Annotated in this window: 17 protein-coding genes and 1 tRNA gene; 13 read left to right on the plus strand and 5 right to left on the minus strand. The window is 57.3% G+C overall.

The genetic code is table 11. From position 1 onward, the window contains the following. Positions 1-14 precede the first annotated feature (14 nt). On the minus strand, positions 15-1,622 hold the full coding sequence (nadB, locus tag VY732_RS06985) for an L-aspartate oxidase (protein WP_331695053.1): 1,608 nt from the start codon (positions 1,620-1,622) through the stop codon (positions 15-17). Between the two features lie 558 nt (positions 1,623-2,180). On the opposite strand from nadB, the gene rpoE reads away from it, so the two are divergent. From rpoE to VY732_RS07000, 3 genes are read left to right on the plus strand one after another with little or no spacing between them, the layout of a single operon-like run. Beyond that, a complete protein-coding gene (rpoE, locus tag VY732_RS06990) occupies positions 2,181-2,762 on the plus strand; it encodes an RNA polymerase sigma factor RpoE (protein ID WP_003172477.1) in 582 nt (193 codons plus the stop codon). A 30-nt stretch (positions 2,763-2,792) separates the two neighbouring features. Beyond that, positions 2,793-3,380 carry a sigma-E factor negative regulatory protein gene (locus VY732_RS06995; protein ID WP_116028859.1) on the plus strand — a complete coding sequence of 196 codons (588 nt, stop codon included), beginning with the start codon at positions 2,793-2,795 and terminating at the stop codon, positions 3,378-3,380. An 8-nt stretch (positions 3,381-3,388) separates the two neighbouring features. Then, complete coding sequence (locus VY732_RS07000; RefSeq protein WP_331695061.1) at positions 3,389-4,354, plus strand: MucB/RseB C-terminal domain-containing protein; 966 nt, start codon at positions 3,389-3,391, stop codon at positions 4,352-4,354. A 14-nt stretch (positions 4,355-4,368) separates the two neighbouring features. On the opposite strand, the gene VY732_RS07005 is transcribed toward VY732_RS07000, so the two are convergent. Continuing rightward, positions 4,369-4,530, minus strand: coding sequence for a hypothetical protein (locus VY732_RS07005; RefSeq protein ID WP_176091700.1), 162 nt, complete (start codon positions 4,528-4,530; stop codon positions 4,369-4,371). 34 nt (positions 4,531-4,564) lie between these two features. Between VY732_RS07005 and VY732_RS07010 the strand changes: the two genes are divergently transcribed. Continuing rightward, a complete protein-coding gene (locus VY732_RS07010) occupies positions 4,565-5,998 on the plus strand; it encodes a DegQ family serine endoprotease (RefSeq protein ID WP_116028860.1) in 1,434 nt (477 codons plus the stop codon). A gap of 81 nt (positions 5,999-6,079) precedes the next feature. Here the strand turns inward: VY732_RS07010 and VY732_RS07015 are convergent, their stop codons facing one another. Beyond that, positions 6,080-7,513: a M48 family metalloprotease gene (locus VY732_RS07015; protein WP_116028861.1), complete on the minus strand. Its 1,434-nt coding sequence runs from the start codon at positions 7,511-7,513 to the stop codon at positions 6,080-6,082. A gap of 98 nt (positions 7,514-7,611) precedes the next feature. On the opposite strand from VY732_RS07015, the gene VY732_RS07020 reads away from it, so the two are divergent. Continuing rightward, the gene (locus VY732_RS07020) at positions 7,612-7,851 is read left to right on the plus strand and encodes a sulfurtransferase TusA family protein (RefSeq protein ID WP_007911399.1); all 240 of its coding nucleotides are present in this window, start codon (positions 7,612-7,614) and stop codon (positions 7,849-7,851) included. Between the two features lie 32 nt (positions 7,852-7,883). Continuing rightward, positions 7,884-8,954 carry an AI-2E family transporter gene (locus tag VY732_RS07025; protein WP_077571529.1) on the plus strand — a complete coding sequence of 357 codons (1,071 nt, stop codon included), beginning with the start codon at positions 7,884-7,886 and terminating at the stop codon, positions 8,952-8,954. Positions 8,955-9,085: 131 nt separating this feature from the next. Here the strand turns inward: VY732_RS07025 and VY732_RS07030 are convergent, their stop codons facing one another. After that, positions 9,086-9,559: a peroxiredoxin gene (locus tag VY732_RS07030; protein WP_127926198.1), complete on the minus strand. Its 474-nt coding sequence runs from the start codon at positions 9,557-9,559 to the stop codon at positions 9,086-9,088. A gap of 10 nt (positions 9,560-9,569) precedes the next feature. After that, positions 9,570-10,130 carry a glycine cleavage system protein R gene (locus VY732_RS07035; RefSeq protein WP_034153153.1) on the minus strand — a complete coding sequence of 187 codons (561 nt, stop codon included), beginning with the start codon at positions 10,128-10,130 and terminating at the stop codon, positions 9,570-9,572. Positions 10,131-10,460: 330 nt separating this feature from the next. On the opposite strand from VY732_RS07035, the gene dapA reads away from it, so the two are divergent. The 7 genes from dapA to VY732_RS07070 all read left to right on the plus strand — a co-directional run bounded on the left by dapA (position 10,461) and on the right by VY732_RS07070 (position 19,756). After that, positions 10,461-11,339 carry a 4-hydroxy-tetrahydrodipicolinate synthase gene (gene dapA / locus VY732_RS07040; RefSeq protein WP_007911392.1) on the plus strand — a complete coding sequence of 293 codons (879 nt, stop codon included), beginning with the start codon at positions 10,461-10,463 and terminating at the stop codon, positions 11,337-11,339. Positions 11,340-11,356: 17 nt separating this feature from the next. Beyond that, positions 11,357-12,472 (plus strand): outer membrane protein assembly factor BamC, encoded by a 1,116-nt coding sequence (gene bamC / locus VY732_RS07045; protein WP_038358367.1) that lies wholly within the window; start codon positions 11,357-11,359, stop codon positions 12,470-12,472. A 6-nt stretch (positions 12,473-12,478) separates the two neighbouring features. Then, positions 12,479-13,240: an MBL fold metallo-hydrolase gene (locus VY732_RS07050; RefSeq protein ID WP_331695062.1), complete on the plus strand. Its 762-nt coding sequence runs from the start codon at positions 12,479-12,481 to the stop codon at positions 13,238-13,240. A 28-nt stretch (positions 13,241-13,268) separates the two neighbouring features. Continuing rightward, the gene (purC, locus tag VY732_RS07055; RefSeq protein WP_077571533.1) at positions 13,269-13,982 is read left to right on the plus strand and encodes a phosphoribosylaminoimidazolesuccinocarboxamide synthase; all 714 of its coding nucleotides are present in this window, start codon (positions 13,269-13,271) and stop codon (positions 13,980-13,982) included. 83 nt (positions 13,983-14,065) lie between these two features. Next, a tRNA-Ser gene (locus tag VY732_RS07060) sits at positions 14,066-14,155 on the plus strand. Between the two features lie 501 nt (positions 14,156-14,656). Next, positions 14,657-15,775, plus strand: coding sequence for an alginate O-acetyltransferase AlgX-related protein (locus tag VY732_RS07065; protein WP_331695063.1), 1,119 nt, complete (start codon positions 14,657-14,659; stop codon positions 15,773-15,775). Between the two features lie 480 nt (positions 15,776-16,255). Further along, positions 16,256-19,756: a glycosyltransferase gene (locus VY732_RS07070; protein ID WP_331695065.1), complete on the plus strand. Its 3,501-nt coding sequence runs from the start codon at positions 16,256-16,258 to the stop codon at positions 19,754-19,756. Positions 19,757-19,845 lie beyond the last annotated feature (89 nt).

Consider the following 19,845-nt stretch of genomic DNA (forward strand, 5'->3'; position numbering starts at 1 on the left):
TCTCCTAACGTGCCTCATCTGGTCGGTGTAAGGATCGTATCCTTCGCCTCTGGCAGCATCTCTGGATAGTCCAGCGTGTAGTGCAGACCACGGGATTCCTTGCGTTCCATCGCTGACTGGATCATCAGTTCAGCTACCTGAGCAAGGTTCCTCAACTCAATCAGGTCTCTGCTTACTCGGTAGTTGCTGTAGAACTCGTCGATCTCGTCCAGCAGCAGGCGCACGCGGTGTTGCGCCCGTTGCAGGCGCTTGTTGGTGCGTACGATGCCGACGTAGTCCCACATGAACCGCCGCAGTTCATCCCAGTTGTGCGCGATGATCACATCTTCGTCGGAATCGGTCACCTGGCTGGCGTCCCAGACGGGCAGGGCGTTTGGTGCGGTGACATCGTCCAGTTGCGCGAGGATGTCCGCCGCGGCCGAGCGCGCATAAACAAAACATTCCAGCAGCGAGTTGCTGGCCATGCGGTTGGCGCCGTGCAGGCCGGTGAAGCTGGTTTCACCGATGGCGTACAGGCCGGGCACATCGGTGCGGCCATTCTGATCGACCATTACGCCGCCGCAGGTGTAATGCGCAGCCGGTACGACCGGGATCGGCTGCTTGGTGATGTCGATGCCGAAACCGAGGCAGCGCTCATAAACAGTCGGGAAGTGACTTTTAATGAACGCTTCGGGTTTGTGGCTGATATCGAGATAAACGCAGTCGACACCCAAGCGCTTCATTTCATGGTCGATGGCGCGGGCGACGATGTCGCGCGGCGCCAGTTCGGCGCGCTTGTCGAAGCGGGACATGAAGCGTTCGCCATTGGGCAGCTTCAAATGCGCGCCTTCGCCGCGCAGGGCTTCGGTGATCAGAAAACTCTTGGCCTGCGGGTGATAGAGGCAGGTCGGGTGGAACTGGTTGAATTCCAGATTCGCCACCCGGCAGCCCGAGCGCCAGGCCATGGCGATGCCGTCACCGCAGGCGCCATCGGGATTGCTGGTATAGAGGTAGACCTTGGCGGCGCCGCCCGAGGCCAGAATCACAAAGCGTGCGCCGTAAGTGTCGACTTCACCGGTCTTGCGGTTGAGTACGTAGGCGCCGAGGCAGCGCTCGCCGTCCATGCCCAAGCGTCGTTCGGTGATCAGATCAACGGCAACTCGCTGCTCCAGCAACTCGATATTCGAACGCTCTTTGGCCTGAGTCAGCAAAGTTTTGAAGATTGCGGCACCGGTAGCATCGGCCGCATGGATGATGCGACGGTGGCTGTGACCGCCTTCGCGGGTCAGATGGAATTCGAACCCGCCATCTTCAGTGCCGGATTGATCGTCGCGGGTGAACGGAACACCTTGGTCGATCAGCCACTGGATGGCTTCGCGGCTGTGCTCCACGGTGAAGCGCACGGCATCTTCATGGCACAGACCGCCACCGGCGTTCAGGGTGTCCTCTACATGGGATTCGACAGTATCGGTGTCGTCGAGCACGGCGGCAACGCCACCCTGGGCCCAGAAAGTCGAACCGTTGGCGAGATCGCCTTTACTCAATACGGCAATGCGCAAATGACCCGGCAGGGTCAGCGCGAGACTCAAACCGGCAGCACCGCTGCCTATGACCAGAACATCATGTTGGAATTGTTGGCTCATTACAGGATTCCGCTCAAAGCGACCCGGGTCGGGGGTGGCGCAAGACAGCTGGATCGGCGAGTCAAGACAGCCACACAGCCCACTAGTATATAGAGGGGTGGGGCGGCACAATAGCCGGGCCGATATGGCATTGTGAAACTACTGTGAAGGGAAAAAACGAGTGCTTCGTCGGAAGTTTTTTTCCTCCGTTTGGGGAAAAGGCGACTGTATCGGCGCTGAAACAGACTTTTTCAGCACAGGGTTGCCCAATGTCGGGTGGTGGCGACTATAAATAATTGGAACTTTTGCCAAAGGCCCAAGATCAATAGTCGGTGCCAGAGATAAGGGACAGTGTCGGCTTCAGTGCGGAATCTGCGGTTGGATTCCTGCCGGCGAAACCGATGACAAGATTATTCGCGCAGCCGGTTTATCCCGAGCTGCGTTTTTCGTGCGTGCCAAATCAGAGCCCGCAGGAAACTTGCCTTGAGGGGGAGAACTTTTGCGAAAAGCCCGAGTCTATGTTTGCAAGTCTGGTCGTTTAGTTATGCAAGTCTCCTCCGGGCTTATCGAGGAGTGTTCATGCTAACCCAGGAAGAGGATCAGCAGCTGGTCGAGCGCGTTCAACGCGGCGACAAGCGAGCTTTCGATCTGTTGGTGCTGAAGTATCAGCACAAGATTCTCGGGTTGATCGTGCGTTTTGTGCACGACACCCATGAAGCCCAGGACGTGGCTCAGGAAGCCTTTATCAAGGCGTATCGAGCACTTGGAAACTTTCGCGGCGACAGTGCGTTTTATACGTGGCTGTACCGTATTGCCATTAACACGGCGAAGAATTACCTGGTTTCACGCGGCCGCCGGCCGCCGGATAGCGATGTAAGTTCCGAAGACGCAGAGTTCTACGATGGCGATCACGGCCTCAAGGATCTCGAGTCACCAGAACGTGCACTGCTGCGGGATGAGATCGAAGGCACCGTCCATCGAACCATCCAGCAACTGCCAGAGGATTTGCGTACGGCTTTAACTTTACGTGAATTCGATGGTCTGAGTTACGAGGACATTGCGAGCGTCATGCAATGTCCGGTGGGTACCGTGCGCTCCCGGATTTTCCGCGCTCGGGAGGCCATCGATAAAGCCCTGCAGCCGTTGTTGCAGGAAAACTGAGACAGCGGCGACAGCCAAGAGAGGAACGCCATGAGTCGTGAAGCCCTGCAGGAATCGCTGTCCGCAGTGATGGATAACGAAGCGGACGAACTGGAATTGCGTCGAGTGCTTAATGCACTGGATGATGTTGATACCCGTGAGACCTGGGCTCGTTACCAGATCGCTCGGGCAGCCATGCACAAGGATCTGCTGCTTCCACGTCTGGATATCGCTGCGGCAGTGTCTGCTGCACTGGAAGACGAAACGGCTCCGGCCAAAGTATCTCGCAGCCCATGGCGCAACCTCGGCCGTCTGGCTGTTGCTGCCTCGGTGACTGTTGCCGTTCTGGCCGGTGTTCGCCTGTACAACCAGGACGAAATCGCTGGCGTCGAACTGGCTCAGCAATCCAGTCAGACAACCCTGGCGACCCCACAGGTCAAAGGTCCGGCTGTTCTGGCAGGCTATAGTGAGAGTTCGGAAGCCACTGGCCCTATGGCCAACGGCGTACTGCAAGGTCAACCAGGCTGGCATGATCAGCGTCTGCCAGGTTATCTGCGCCAGCACGCTCAACAGGCTGCACTGAAAGGCACTGAAAGCGCACTGCCATACGCACGTGCAGCAAGTCTGGAAAACCGTTAAGGAGGATCATGCGCGCCATACCTCTACTTTCGCTTCTGCTCAGTGGCTGGTTCATTGTTCCAGCCCACGCTGATGAGGCCCAGGACTGGTTGACCCGTCTGGGCCAGGCCGAGCAACAGCAAAGCTTTCACGGCACATTCGTTTACGAGCGTAACGGTAGCTTTTCTACCCATAACATCTGGCATCGCGTCCAGAATGGCCAGGTCCGCGAGCGTTTACTTCAGCTCGACGGTTCGGCGCAGGAAGTCGTGCGCATTGATGGACACACTCAATGCGTCAGCGGCACCCTGATTGCCGGGCTGGGGGATTCTCCCAACTCAGCCGCTCGTCCTCTCGATCCGCAAAAGCTGAAAAACTGGTATGACCTTGCCGTCATCGGCAAATCGCGCGTGGCTGGGCGAGACGCAGTGATCGTATCGCTGACGCCTCGCGATCAGCATCGTTACGGGTTTGAGCTGCATCTGGACAAGAAAACCGGCTTGCCGCTGAAGTCGTTGCTGCTGAACGACAAGGGGCAGTTGCTTGAGCGCTTCCAGTTCACCAGTCTTGATACTGATGAAGTCCCTTCGGACAAGGACTTGCAGGCCGACGCTGACTGCAAGGCAATTACGCTGGACAGTGACAAGGCTTCGGCGGTCAAGACCACTCAAGTCTGGCACTCGGACTGGCTACCACCGGGTTTCGAGCTGACCAGCAGTAACTCGCACAAAGATCCGGAAACCAAGACTCAGGTCAGCAGCTTGCTATATGACGACGGTCTGGCGCGTTTCTCGGTTTTCCTTGAGCCATTGAACGGCGCAACCGTCACCGACACTCGGACTCAATTGGGCCCGACCGTTGCCGTTTCACGCCGCCTGACCACGCCTCAGGGCGAAATCATGGTGACGGTGGTCGGCGAAATCCCGATTGGCACCGCCGAACGAATTGCTCTGTCGATGCGTAACACTGATGGCACTGCAACCAGCAAGCAGTGAGCTGATTTCAGTCATTACCACTTCTTCGTCGAGACGTAGATGAAATGTTTGCTGAGCATTTTCATTTGCAAATAGCCCGGAAATTTTTTATAGGTCAGAGCCTCACGGCTCTGGCCTTGTTTGTTTTTGCCGGAACAAAAATGCCGGTCGGTGGTTTCCGGCGTTCCTTGCTCCATATCGCTTAACCCTGCTCGTCGTAACGGGAGCTGTATGTCGATACCAAGTTTGAAATCTTATCTCTCCATTTTCGCCACCGTGCTGTTGCTCGGTCAGGCAGTCCCTGCTGCACAAGCGGCCGATCTGCCTGACTTCACCCAATTGGTCGAACAGGCGTCGCCAGCCGTGGTGAACATCAGTACCACGCAGAAACTGCCGGATCGCAAAGTGAATCAGCAGATGCCTGATCTGGAAGGTCTGCCGCCGATGCTGCGCGAGTTCTTCGAGCGTGGCATGCCGCCTCAACAGCGCTCGCCGGGCGGTGGTGGTCGTCAGCGTGAAGCGCAGTCGCTGGGCTCGGGCTTCATCATCTCTCCGGATGGCTACATCCTGACCAACAACCATGTGATCGCTGATGCTGACGAGATTCTCGTGCGTCTGGCTGATCGCAGCGAAATGAAAGCCAAGCTGATCGGCACCGACCCGCGTTCCGACGTGGCCTTGCTGAAAATCGAAGGCAAAGATCTGCCGGTGCTCAAACTCGGCAAATCCCAGGACCTGAAGGCCGGCCAGTGGGTCGTGGCAATCGGTTCGCCGTTCGGCTTCGACCACACCGTGACCCAAGGCATCGTCAGTGCCGTCGGCCGTAGCCTGCCCAACGAAAACTACGTGCCGTTCATCCAGACTGACGTGCCGATCAACCCGGGCAACTCCGGTGGTCCGCTGTTCAACCTGAACGGTGAAGTGGTCGGCATCAACTCGCAGATCTACACGCGTTCGGGCGGCTTCATGGGCGTGTCGTTCGCGATCCCGATCGACGTGGCGATGGATGTGTCCAATCAGCTGAAGAGCGGCGGCAAGGTCAGCCGTGGCTGGTTGGGCGTGGTCATCCAGGAAGTGAACAAGGATCTGGCCGAGTCGTTCGGTCTGGATAAACCAGCCGGCGCGCTGGTTGCCCAGATTCAGGATGACGGCCCGGCAGCCAAAGGTGGCCTGCAAGTCGGCGACGTGATCCTGAGCATGAACGGCCAGCCGATCGTCATGTCTGCGGACCTGCCACATCTGGTCGGTGCACTGAAAGCTGGCGCCAAAGCCAATCTGGAAGTGATTCGTGAAGGCAAGCGCAAGAACGTCGAGCTGACCGTTGGCGCCATCCCGGACGAAGACAAAGAACTGGATGCGCTGCCGAAGTCCGGCGCTGAAACCACCAGTAACCGTCTCGGTGTTGCCGTGGGTGAGCTGACCGCCGAGCAGAAGAAAACCTACGACCTCAAAGGTGGTGTGGTGATCAAGGAAGTGCAGGACGGTCCTGCGGCCCTGATCGGTCTGCAGCCAGGTGACGTGATTACGCACCTGAACAACCAGGCCATCGGCTCCACCAAGGAGTTCGGCGAGATCGCCAAAGCGCTGCCGAAGAATCGTTCGGTGTCGATGCGCGTACTACGTCAAGGTCGTGCCAGCTTCATCACCTTCAAACTGGCTGAATAACCTAGCGCAAAGGTAAAAAAGAAACCGCCTCGAGAGAGGCGGTTTTTTTATGCCTGAAGCTTTTGTCCCGGTGGGTAACGATCAGCCCATCATGTCCTTGATCATCCGCTCCTGCTCCATCAGCTCACGCTGGCGGGCATCGATTCGCGAGGATAGCGGGAAGTTGCTGCCAGCCTTGCGCTTGGCAAAATCGAGCTGCTGGATCGCCTGACGATAATCGCCAACCAATGCAAAGTACTCGGCGCGCGCCTGATGCAGGCCGATGATATTGCCGGACAAGCCACGGGTTTCGGCGACCTGATACCAGACGTCCGGGTCATCCGGGCGGGATTTGAGTAACGCTTCCAGGGCCTTCTCGGCATCCGGCGCGCGATTCTGTTTCAGCAGCAGATCCACACGAACCTGATTCAGCGGATAGTTGCCGGGATATTGCGTGAGCATCCGGTCAACCCGCGATTGCGCATCTGGCAAACGATTATTGGTGATGTCCAGATCGACCTGGGCGAGGTTATAGATAATTTCGTTAGGCGATGTTGCCAGCAATTGCTTGAGGTTCTCGCGAGCCTCGTTCAGCTGGCCGCCCTTGATCTGAGCGATCGCCAGACCGTAACGCGCCACATCGTTTTTCGGGTTCTCGTCCAGTTGCGCACGGAAACGCTTGGCACCCAGGCCAGGGGTTTCTTCATAGATCAGCTGCACGCGCGCGCGGATCAACTGATAGCGCTTGGAGTCTTCTATACCGCCCTGTTTGGCCTGTTCGGCACGGTTGCGGGTGTCAGCAATACGCGATTCGGTCACCGGGTGAGTCAGCAGGAATTCCGGTGGCTTGGCGTCGAAACGATATTGACGCATCAGACGCTCGAACATGGTCGGCATCGAGCGCGGGTCATAACCGGCCTTTTCCAGATTGAGGATACCGATGCGGTCGGCTTCCTGTTCGTTCTGTCGGGAGAAGGTCCGTTGCGATTGAATCGCCGCTGCCTGCGTACCGGCAATTGTTGCGATGCCAGCGTCACCGCCACCGGCCGCCGCAATGACGATGCCGGCCAGCAGCGCAGCCATCATCGGCACCTGCATCCGCTGTGAAGCTTCGACGCCACGGGCAAAGTGGCGTTGCGACAAGTGCGCCAATTCGTGGGCGAGAACCGAGGCGTATTCACCTTCCGTCTGCGCGTTGAGGAACAAACCACCGTTGACCCCGACCACGCCACCTGGCGCCGCGAAGGCGTTGAGCTGCGGGCTGTTGATCAGAATGAATTCAAGGCGCCGGTCAGTGACCTGGCTGGTCTCCACCAGTTTGTACACGCTGGATTCGACGTAGTCCTTGAGCTGCGGATCGTTGAGTTGTGAAACCTGGCTGCGCAACATCGCCAGCCAAGCGCGGCCGAGCTGGTATTCCTGTTGCGGCGAGACAATGGCAGAACTGGCGTCGCCGAGTGACGGCAGATCGTCGGCAAAGCCTGGTGAGGCGAGCAGGCAAGCGAGCGTCAGCAGGGTAGGGCGCAGAAAAGTCATGCACAAAGCCTTAGAAGACAAAGACCTTACTGTAGCCGGACACCGGAGCTGCGACCAGATATTCTAGGCAGCTCGACGACCCGAACCGGAGTGACGCAATGACTGACGCTGTAGCCCATGACGTGGAACTGGACGCCAGTGGCCTGAATTGTCCGTTGCCGTTGCTCAAGGCAAAAATGGAACTCAACAAGCTCCAGAGTGGCGCTGTCCTCAAGGTCATCGCGACCGACGCAGGCTCGCAGCGCGACTTCCGCACCTTTGCCAAGTTGGCCGGTCATACCCTGCTGCGCGAAGAAGACGAAGCAGGTGTTTACCGTTACTGGTTGAAAAAGGCCTGAAACCGACAGCGTAAAAGACCTAAGGATTATTGATGTTCAAAGTGTTACGCGACTGGATTCAGCGCTACTTCTCCGATGAAGAAGCCGTGGTGCTGGCGGTGCTGCTGTTTCTCGCCTTCACCGCAGTGCTCACCCTTGGCGGCATGCTCGCACCGGTGCTGGCGGGGATGGTGCTGGCATATCTGATGCAGGGCCTGGTGGTCACGCTGGAACGCCTGCGTGTGCCGGGTGGTGTGGCGGTGGGGTTGGTGTTTGCGCTGTTCATGGGCGTGTTGATGCTGTTTATCGTCGTGGTGCTGCCGCTGCTTTGGCATCAGTTGATTACCCTGTTCAATGAACTGCCGGGCATGCTCGCCAAATGGCAATCGCTGCTGCTGTTGCTGCCGGAGCGCTATCCGCATCTGGTGTCCGACGAGCAGGTGTTGCAGGCGATCGAAGCAGCGCGGGGCGAGATCGGCAAGTTCGGCCAATGGGCACTGACATTCTCGTTGTCGAGTCTGCCATTGCTGGTGAACATCATGATCTATCTGGTGCTGGTACCGATTCTGGTGTTCTTCTTCCTCAAGGACCGGGTCATGATCGGCGAGTGGGTGCGTGGCTACTTGCCGCGTGAGCGTGCATTGATCACCCGGGTTGCGCAGGAAATGAACCGACAGATCGCCAATTACATTCGCGGCAAGGTCATTGAAATCGTTATTTGTGGTGGCGTGACCTACATCGCTTTTGTGGCGCTCGGACTGAATTATGCGGCGCTCCTGGCGTTGCTGGTCGGCGTCTCGGTGGTGGTGCCGTACGTTGGCGCGGTGGTGGTGACCGTGCCGGTATTGCTGATTGCGTTGTTTCAGTGGGGCTGGAGTGATCAGTTCATCTATTTGATGGCGGTCTACGGAATCATCCAGACACTGGATGGCAACGTGCTGGTGCCGTTGCTGTTCTCGGAGGCGGTCAACCTGCACCCGGTGGCAATCATCTGCGCGGTGCTGTTGTTTGGCGGGTTGTGGGGATTCTGGGGCGTGTTCTTTGCGATCCCGCTGGCGACGCTGTTCAAGGCGGTGCTGGATGCCTGGCCGCGCCAAGAGCCGGCGGTGGCGCCGCTGCTGTAGCGGTTGAGTCAGATTTTGTATGAAGGCTATTCGCGAGCAGGCTCGCTCCCACATTGGATCTGTGGCGTTCACAAGTTCAATGTGGGAGCGAGCTTGCTCGCGAAGGCGTCAATGAGGGCGACGCAAAACCATCAAGCTTTATTCAGATTCTGAGCAGCAGCCAGAACTGCATCCACATGCCCCGGCACCTTCACACCGCGCCATTCCTGACGCAGCACGCCTTCCTTATCAATCAGGAACGTGCTGCGATCAACGCCCAAGTATTCCTTGCCGTACAGCTTCTTCAACTTGATCACGTCGAACAATTGGCAGACGGCTTCGTCCTTGTCGCTGATCAGCTCAAAGGGAAACTCCTGCTTGCACTTGAAGTTCTCGTGGGACTTCAGGCTGTCGCGAGAGATACCGAAAATCTCGGTATTGGCGGCCTTGAACGCGGCGTATTGATCACGAAAGCCCTGACCTTCGGTAGTGCAACCCGGGGTGCTGTCCTTCGGATAGAAATAGATCACCACTTGTTTGCCCTTCAGGGCAGACAGGCTGACGGTCTGCCCGCTGGTGGCAGGTGCTTCGAAATCCGCAACCGGTTGGTCGATGACAACGGCCATGAAAGCTTCCTTACATTGGGTTTTGTGGGCGCCAAGGCTCGATCAGTGCATCGAGGTTCATCGCGTCGGAGAAGTCGAGGAACTGGTCGCGCAGCCAACTGATCTGGGTGCCGGCCGGCAGGGTCACGGTGAACGTGGCGTTGAGCATGGTGCCGCCGGTCTGCGGCGCCTGATACGTGTCGCAGGTCAGGTTTTCCAGTTCGACGTTGTGATCCATGAAGAACTGGCACAGCTCATTGATGATGTCCGGACGATACGCCGAGCTGACATAGGCCACGTACGGCAGCGCCTGCGGACGATTTTCCAGCGGCGCGCTACGCACCACGTTAGCCGTGAAGGCATGTTTCTTGGCCAGGCCTGGCAGGCTGCCCTCCAGGCGGGCGAGGGCGTCCCAGCTGCCGGAGACCTCAAGGACCAGCGCACTGCACTCGCCGTGGCGAGTCAGGCGCGAAGTAACCACGGCGCAGCGATTTTCATGGCTGGCGCGGCACAGGACGTTAGTCAGCTCCATGGGGTTGGCGCCAAGGGCACTGATAACAAGGAATTGTTCGCGAACTGTGGGGGTGGACATGCAGCATTCCTAAAGCGATGAGCGGTCGGTAGGGTTACGGGCATTGGCTGCCGGGGAGTGCCTGTTCTGGCTGTCCATAAAAAGAGGCCCGGCCAGCGCTCGCGGCTCGCTCCACTATAGCGGGAGCGCGTCGATGCGACGCAGGAACGGGGTCTGGGAGGCCGTAAAGGGAGGCTGGAACCCGGCGTACAAGCTGATCAGTACCGATCAAAGTCTGAAGGGTAGCGAAAAGCGACGCCAAGGGGAATGGCGGCAGCGCAGTACTTCGCTTGTGCAAGCATCTTGGCGCCAGTACCATTACCGCTCTCTTTTTCCGGCAGGAGCGGTTTCATGATTGCGGGCAGTATGGTGGCACTGGTCACTCCCATGGATGCACAAGGGCGTCTTGACTGGGACAGCCTCAGCAAACTCGTGGACTTCCATCTCAAGAACGGCACCCATGCCATTGTCGCGGTCGGTACTACCGGCGAGTCGGCAACCCTTGATGTCGAAGAACACATCGCCGTCATCAAAGCCGTGGTCAAACAGGTTGCCGGGCGCATTCCGGTCATCGCCGGCACTGGCGCCAACTCGACCCGCGAAGCCGTCGAGCTGACCCGCAACGCCAAAGAAGCCGGCGCCGATGCCTGCCTGCTGGTTGTTCCGTACTACAACAAGCCGACTCAGGAAGGCTTGTATCAGCACTTCAAACACATTGCTGAATCGGTCGACATTCCACAGATTCTCTACAACGTTCCGGGCCGCACGTCGTGCGACATGCAGGCCGAAACCGTGATCCGCCTGTCCACGGTGCCGAACATCATCGGCATCAAGGAAGCCACTGGCGACCTGAAACGCGCCAAAGCGATCATCGATGGTGTGAGCAAGGATTTCATCGTGCTGTCCGGCGATGATCCGACCGCCGTTGAACTGATCCTGCTGGGCGGCAAAGGCAACATCTCCGTGACTGCCAACGTTGCGCCACGCGAAATGGCTGATCTGTGCGAGGCCGCGCTGAAAGGCGACGCCGACACCGCACGGGCGATCAACGAAAAACTGATGCCGCTGCACAAAGACCTGTTCATCGAAGCCAACCCGATTCCGGTGAAGTGGGCTTTGGTTGAAATGGGCCTGATGCACGAAGGCATCCGCCTGCCACTGACCTGGCTGAGCACACCTTGTCATGAAACGCTGCGCTCGGCTCTGCGCCAGTGCAGCGTCCTGGTTTAATTGAGGAAGTACAACGCATGAAGCGAATGGCCGGACTTTCCGCACTTGCCTTGATTATCTCCAGCACCAGTGGCTGCGGATGGGTCTGGGGCCCGGAAGGTTATTTCCGTGACCGTGGTAGCGATTACCTGGAAGCGCAACAGACTGCACCGATGCAACTGCCACCGGAGGTCAGCACCTCCAAGCGTCTGGATCCGCTGTTGCCGATCCCGCGCAACGTCGCTGATGACACCGCCAAGGGCGAATACATTGTGCCGCGTCCTCAGCCGCTGTCGGCCGTTGCCGATGCCAGCGATTACTCGCTGCAGAAGAGCGGTGATTCGCGTTGGGTTGTGGCCCAGCACCCACCGGCCGAAGTCTGGCCAGTGGCGGTGCAATTCTTCCAGGACAACGGTTTCCGTCTGGACGAGCAGCGCCCGCAAACCGGCGAATTCACCACCACCTGGCAGCATTCCGATGAACTGTCCGCGTCCATGGCCAAGCGCCTGAGCGCAGCCGGCATTGCCAGCGACAGCGAAACCCGTGTGCGTGTTCGCATCGAGCCGGGCGTGCAGCGCAACACCAGTGAAATCTACGTGGTCAGCGCCGAGCGTCCTGCCGGCAGCACGGCCGACGTGGCCTTCACCAACCGTTCGGTCAACACTGGCCTGGACGCGGCGCTGGTCGACGACATGCTCGCGAGCATGAGCCGGATCTCCGAGAAGGGCGGTTCGGTGTCGATGCTCGCTTCGCGTGATTTCGATACGCCGAGCCGTGTCAGCCTCAGCGAAGACGGCAGTGGTAACCCGGTGTTGAACGTCGGTACCGATCTGGACCGTGCCTGGTCGAGCGTTGGCCGTGCACTGGAACAAGGCGAATGGCGCGTTGAAGACATCAACCGCAGCCTCGGCCTGTACTACATCAACCTGGCCGAAAAAGCCGAGAAGAAAGACGACAAGCCTGGTTTCTTCAGCAGCCTGTTCGGCAGTGCGCCGAGCAAGGAAGAAGTTGAAGCCCGTGCCGAGCGTTATCAGGTTCGCCTGAGCAAGGTTGGCGAGAACATTCAGGTCACCGTCGAGAAAAACATCAACACCGTCGCGCCGGCTGAAGTGGCACGTAAAGTGTTGAGCGTGATTCAGGACAACCTGGGCTGATCAACCATGCGTTTTGCCGTTCTCGGCAGCGGTAGCCAAGGGAACGGCACGCTGATCGCCAGTGCTGATACGTATGTGCTGGTGGATTGTGGTTTTTCCCTGCGGGAAACCGAAAAACGCCTGTTGCGCCTGAGTGTGAACCCGGCGCAACTGAGCGCGATACTCGTAACCCACGAACATGCCGACCACGTGCATGGCGTGGGTTTGCTGTCTCGGCGCTACAATCTACCGGTCTACCTCAGTCGCGGCACACTGCGCGGGATGCGCAAACCGATCGAACCCGCAGGCTTTCTGGCCGGCGGCGAGCAACTGCAGATCGGTGCACTGAACATCGGGGTCATTGCCGTGGCCCATGATGCGCAGGAACCGACCCAGTATGTCTTCAGTGATCACGAGCAGCGGCGCTTCGGCCTGCTGACCGACCTGGGATCCTACTGCGAGCGGGTGCTGGACGGTTATCGGGACCTCGATGCGTTGATGATCGAGTCCAACCATTGCCGCGACATGCTGGCCCGTGGTCATTACCCGTACTTTCTCAAGCAGCGGGTGGGCGGCGAGCTAGGACATTTGAACAACCATCAGGCGGCATTCCTGGTGTCCGAGTTGGGCTGGCAGGGTTTGCAACACCTGGTTCTGGCCCATCTGAGCAGCAAGAACAACCTGCCGCAGCTGGCCCGGCAATGTTTTGTCGACACCCTCGGGTGTGACCCGGACTGGCTGCAACTGGCCGATCAAGATTCAGGGCTCGACTGGCGCCACATCGCCTAGCCCACCTACTTAGCAAGCGGAGCCCATCATGGAAAAACGTGAAGAACTCTACCGCGGCAAAGCCAAATCGGTTTACAAGACCGACGACGCTGACCGCTTGATCCTGCTGTTTCGCAACGACACCTCGGCGTTCGACGGCAAGCGCATCGAGCAGCTCGACCGCAAAGGCATGGTCAACAACAAGTTCAACGCCTTCATCATGCAGAAACTCGAAGCGGCTGGCATTCCGACCCAATTCGACAAACTGCTGGCCGACAATGAAGTCCTGGTGAAGAAACTCGACATGATCCCGGTCGAGTGCGTCGTGCGTAACTACGCTGCTGGCAGCCTGGTCAAGCGTCTGGGCGTCGAAGAAGGCCTGAAGCTCAATCCTTACACCTTCGAACTGTTCCTGAAGGACGACGCCAAGGGCGACCCGTTCATCAACGAATCCCACGTTGTGGCATTCGGTTGGGGCACTGCCGAGCAACTGGTTCGCATGAAAGAACTGTCGCTCAAGGTCAACGAAGTCCTGAGCAAACTGTTCGACGACGCCGGCCTGCTGCTGGTCGACTTCAAGCTTGAGTTCGGCGTGTTCAGCGACGGCTCGATCGTCCTCGGCGACGAGTTCAGCCCGGACGGCTGCCGTCTGTGGGACAAGGACACCAAGAAGAAGATGGACAAAGACCGCTTCCGTCAGGGACTTGGTGACGTCATCGAAGCCTACGAAGAAGTCGCCAATCGTCTGGGCGTACCGCTTTAATCGACGCAAGCATCTGATAGCACGAAGAAATTTTCGAAAGAGGGTTTGCTTTCGGTAAAAGTGTTGTTATGATGCGCGCCGTTGGAGAGATGCCAGAGTGGCCGAATGGGACGGATTCGAAATCCGTTGTACCTTCACCGGTACCTAGGGTTCGAATCCCTATCTCTCCGCCATTATTGAACAAGACGAAGCCCCCGTAATCGTTACTGATTACGGGGGCTTTTTCGTTTCCGGGATTGGGTCGGGGTGTTCTTACCGGCAATAGGCTGTCGGAGGTCCGCGCTAAAGTGCTCTGCGCCGAGACTTCCCGACGATGAACGAAAATAAAGGGATGTAGGTGGCCCTCTCGATGGTAGTGGGGTTAAGGGCAGCTGGAATACCCACCGGTTGGGAGATCGCCTTGGAGCTGATCGACGTTTCTGGAGCGGTTGGCGACTGCTTAAACAGAGTGCCGGCTACTTATCCCGAATTCTCTCGAGAACTTAGGTCGAGAGCTGATAGCTTGGAAGTGTCGCTCAGGTTCATCGCACTATTGCGGCGACACTGCAGTTCTCTTGTTATCTTGCCAATTAGGCTCTTATGTCGATCCGAAGCATGTGCCGCGAAGCCAAGGTATTCGAGGAGGCAGGCTGCACAGTACGCGGCATCTAAAAGCATCCGAGACGAAACTAAGCGTGCGCTTACCGGTTAGCCCCGATGTCCTGCTTCTCCTGCTTCGTAAGCAAAGCATCTGGTGCCTCTTTGTCCATACAGAACACTGCACAACGGCCGGCATATTTCCAGTCGAACGACTGGGTAACGTGATGGGACATAGAATAGCGGCGGCTACTTCAGGTCGTTCCTCGCTTGCAGTAATGGTTTCAGCAGGTATGATGTTAAGAAACAATATGTATCTGTTATGTTTTCCGCGGCGTGAAGGTCGAGCAATGGAATCTTTGAATAAGCATGTGGCAGTCGGTAAGGATGGGTGGCTCTTTCTCAGAGCAGGGACGAACCACGTCAGTTCGCAGTTAAATGGCACATATCCACTGCCAGATGATTTTGAACAGCAGTGGCGCTTATTGTTTGAGTACAGAAAGAAAGCAGTAGAAAAGCATACTTCAAAATACTCGTTTCTTGTGGTGCCAAATAAAGAGTGTGTGTATGCGGACTTTCTGCCTGACGATATCAATGTTACTGATCGGCGCCCGGTGTTTAATGTACTGAAACAAGCTGAAGGGCTTGTTGAGACTTTATATCCGTTGGAGGGACTGGTCGAGCAAAGTCGTTCAGTTGACGTTTTTCCAAGATGTGACTCTCATTGGAATCACTATGGTTTTAACGTTGCCTACAGACAGCTTATGAAATCATGGGGCTTGAAAGGTGTCGCGGATTCCGATCTGGTTATTCAAAATGGTCAAATGAATGATTTGGGCAGTAAGCTGAATATGGAGGTTTCCGATGTTCCATATTTTGCCAAGGTGAAGGCGCCAAGACACACGGTTATTGTTGATAATAAAATAAAACCTTTGGGTAATCTTTTTATTTCGGAAATCGATGACCCGTCTCTGCCAACTTGCGTTGTTTTCAGGGACTCGTTTATGACCATTTCTACACATATATTGGCGCAATCCTTTCGAAGACTTGTTATTGCTTGGCAGCCTAATATCGACTACGGGATTCTTGAGCGTGAAAAACCGGATTTTGTACTGAGCCAGCAGGCAGAAAGATTTCTTGTTGCTTGCCCGGATGACGAGCACGGTAAAACAAACGAAGAGTATGTTGCTCAAAAGCTGGCTAAATCTTTGAAATGATTTCAGTGCTTAACGCTTGAGCGAAAAGCATTGAACTCGCAGCTCTGACAGGCGACTTAAGGTACACGGGAAGTGTTCGAATCCCTATCTCTCCGCCATTACATGGAAAAAGCCCCGTAGATGGAAATCTACGGGGCTTTTTCGTTTCTGCGAATCCAGTATTCGTGGCGGTAGCGAGGGTGCTGAAGCGTGTCTTGCGCGGTGAGGTCATCGGCATAGAGGCAATTTAAGTAAGCACAGCCTCTGCCGACATTAGAGAGACGACGCTCACAGGACTCGCCGACCCATTGAATGCCGTGCTCGCAGAGTAGAGGCTGTCATTATTGGCAGCAATCAGCCGCCAGATCGCCCCTGTCGTCGTTTATCCTCTGTCCAGCCAAGAGGCCAGCGCTCTCACTAAAGTGGATACTTGCTCACCTTGGCTGCGAAAGGCGCATCCAGCGAGTTCCAGCCTCGCTCCCTATTTGAATTGGTTTGAACATGATAATTCCACCATCAGCCCAAGGTGCTCACCGCGTTTCTGAACGTCAGTCCGTCAAGTCAGGCAGCAGCGCCGCTCCCCACGTCGACGAGTGCGAAGTACTGGTTGCGCAGCCGCCAGTATTCGAGGATGGCGAGCCGCCAGTCGGCGTGGTTATCCATGCGTATTACCCCGAAGTGCTGCAAGATATCCTGCGCCGTTTGATCAAACTGCCTGAACGCCTGCATCTTTACGTAACCTGCGTAGCCGGTCGTGACGATGCGGTCTGTGCTCAGCTGACGGCCAGCACATTGAGTTTTTCGCTATACCGGGTGCCGAACCACGGCAGGGACGTTTTGCCGTTTCTGCGGGTGCTACCGTTCTTGCGTGCCGATAATATCCGCACGCTGGTCAAGCTGCACACCAAGCGTTCGCTGCACTTGGGCGGGGAGAACGACTGGGGCGTTGAACTGTTCGATGATCTGCTGGGCCCGGTACGATTCAGTCGAGCACTGGAGCATCTTGCCGACCCGGTGCACGTTCCAATGCTGGGTCCCCAGCGATACCTGCTGCCAGTCACCCGATCCCTCAGCGAAAGCAATCGCGCCTTGCTTGTCACTCTGGCCGAGCGTGGCGGCATTGATCCGCAAGGCATCAACGAAGCGGATTATTTTGCTGGCACCATGTTCTTTGCGCGCACTGAAGTGTTTGCCCCACTGGAGCGGATGCAACTCACGGGCAACGATTTCGAAGCGGAAAGCGGCCAGCTCGACGGCACCCTCGCACACACCCTGGTGCGATTTTTCGGTGTTCTGGCGAATGTTGGCCGTCAGCAGCGCAATCTCGACCTTTATCAGCGCTGGCTGGCGAGTCGGCAACTGGCTGCTGTCGAGGTCGAAGGTTTACCCGCGCGACTGGCGAGCTGGCCACGGCAACCGGACGTGTTGTTGGTGTTGACCGACACTGCGGGTGACATCGGACTGTTGCGTTCCAGCCTGGCAAGCATCGATCGTCAGCTTTATCAGGCGGCGGCCATCGTGGTGCTCTCCAACGCCGAACCTGTTGGTGTGACACCGGCGGCCAATCTGGTCTGGCTACCGCTGGCTGAATCCTGGCCGAGCCAGCTCAATGAGCTGTTGCAGGAGATCGAGGTTGACTGGTGGTACCTGTTAAGGGGCGGAGACGAACTTGATCCCCACGCGCTCCTTTTGCTCGCCGAAGGCATTGCACTGAATCCCGGTGTCAGCGCTTGCTACAGCGATGAAGACTCACTGACCGCGGAAGGCTGCCAGGCTCCGGTATTCAAGCCGGATTTGAATCTGGATATGTTGCGCAGTTATCCGTATGTCGGCCGCGCACTGTCCTTCAGTCGCGAGGCCGCGCTGTCTGCTGACGGCTTTGATCCTGCCTTCAGCGAACTGGCGCCCCACGATTTGCTTTTTCGGCTGATTGAAACTCACGGTCTGGGTACTGTCGGGCACCTTGCGGATGTGCTGGTGCATCAGGCCATCAATTTTCCCCAGTGGCTGGGTGAACCCCAAGTCATCGCGAACTCGGCAGCCATCGTCGGGGCGCACTTGCAGCGCCTGGGCGTGGCTCATGAACTGCAGGCCGGACCTTTGCCAATGGCTAACCGTGTGGTCTACCGACATGTGGAGCAGCCGCTGGTCTCGATCCTTATTCCCACCAAGGACTGCCTGCCGATGCTGCTGCGCTGCATCGAAAGCATCATGGAGAAAACCAGCTATACGAATTACGAACTGATCATCGTCGACAACAACAGCGAAACCGACGAAGCCCGGGACTGGTTCAACGGTATGGAGCTGTTGAACGACCCCAAGGTGCGCATCCTGCGTTATCCGCACCCGTTCAACTATTCGGCGATCAATAATTTTGCCGCCAGCCATGCCCGCGGCGATTACCTGGTGCTGCTCAACAATGACACTGCGATCATCGATGGCGACTGGCTTGGTGCGCTACTGCATCACGCCCAGCGGCCAGAAGTGGGGATAGTGGGCGCCAAACTGTTATTCCTCGACGGGACTGTTCAGCATGCAGGCGTAGTACTCGGGTTGCGCGGCGTTGCAGACCACCCGTTTATCGGCGATTCAATGCAGTCCAACGGCTACCTTCACCGCTTGCATCTTGATCAGAACTACAGCGCGGTCACCGCCGCCTGCCTGATGATCAGCACCGAGCTGTACCAGCAAGTGGGTGGAATGGACGAGGTCGGCCTGGCCGTTTCCTTTAACGATGTGGATCTGTGCCTGAAAGTCGGCCAGGCTGGACGGCTGATTGTCTGGACGCCTTATGCGCTGCTCGTTCACGAAGCCAGTGTGAGCCAGAACAGCGTCGACACGACCAAGGAGCAAGCCAAGCGCAAACGGTTCAAGGGCGAACAGTCGGTGATGTACCAGCGTTGGCTTGCGCAAATCGCCAACGATCCGGCCTACAACCGCAACCTGACCCTGGAGGGCAGTGGTTTCTCCTCCAAATACCGCACCGATACGGACTGGCACCCGTTTGCCCGTCGTGAGTTGCCACACGTGCTGTGTCACCCCCTCGATTCTTTCGGCAGCGGACACTACCGCGTGCGTCAGCCTTTCGCTGCTCTGAAAGCCGCGCAGCTGATCGGCGGAACGGTAAGCGACGAGGGATTGCAACCGACGGAACTGGAGCGCATTGCGCCGGACACGATCATTTTTCAGGGGCAGCACACAACGCCTCATCTGGAGTACATGCAGGACACCAAGGCATTCTCCAGGGCGTTCAAGGTTTACGAGCTGGATGACTATATTCTTGACGTGCCCGCTGGCAACTTGAATCACGAATTGCTGCCCAAAGACATCACCAAACGCTTGAAGAAAGCGGTAGGACTGTGCGATCGCTTGGTGGTGTCGACCGAGCCGCTGGCCAATGCACTGAAGGGGTTCAGCGCCGATATCCGGGTGATGGAAAACCGTCTGCCGAGCCATTGGTGGAGCGACCTGACCAGCCAGCGCCAGCAAGGCCGCAAGCCTCGGGTTGGCTGGGCCGGCGGCTCGAGTCACAGCGCCGACCTGCAAGTCATCGCCGAAGTGGTTCGTGCGCTGGAAGGGGAAGTTGAATGGGTGTTCATGGGCATGTGCCCACCAGCACTGCGCCCCTATGTCCATGAGTTCCATAGAGGGGTGAGTATCGAAAAATACCCGCAAAGACTGGCCGGCCTGAACCTGGACCTGGCTTTGGCACCGCTGAAAGACAACTTTTTCAACGCCTGCAAAAGCAATTTGCGCTTGTTGGAATATGGCGCCTGTGGTTTCCCCGTGATCTGCTCGGATATCGTTTGTTATCAGGGTGATTTCCCGGTGACGAGGGTCAGGAACCGTTCGCAAGACTGGATTGCCGCTATTCGCGAGCATCTTGCTGACGCCGATGCCAGCGCCAAGGCTGGAGAGGCCCTGCGCAGCGTTGTCCTCGATCACTGGATGCTCAAGGACGAACATCTGTTGGCGTGGCGAAACGCCTGGCTGGCGGACTGAACAACGAGCCTGCATTGCAGGCGGGTCTCTTTCAGGTTTTTCACGCAGTCGCGCAAAGTGCCCTAGCTTGTTCGATACCGGCCCGAAAA

The sequence above is a fragment of the Pseudomonas sp. ZY71 genome (assembly GCF_036542145.1).
Classification (GTDB): domain Bacteria; phylum Pseudomonadota; class Gammaproteobacteria; order Pseudomonadales; family Pseudomonadaceae; genus Aquipseudomonas; species Aquipseudomonas koreensis_A.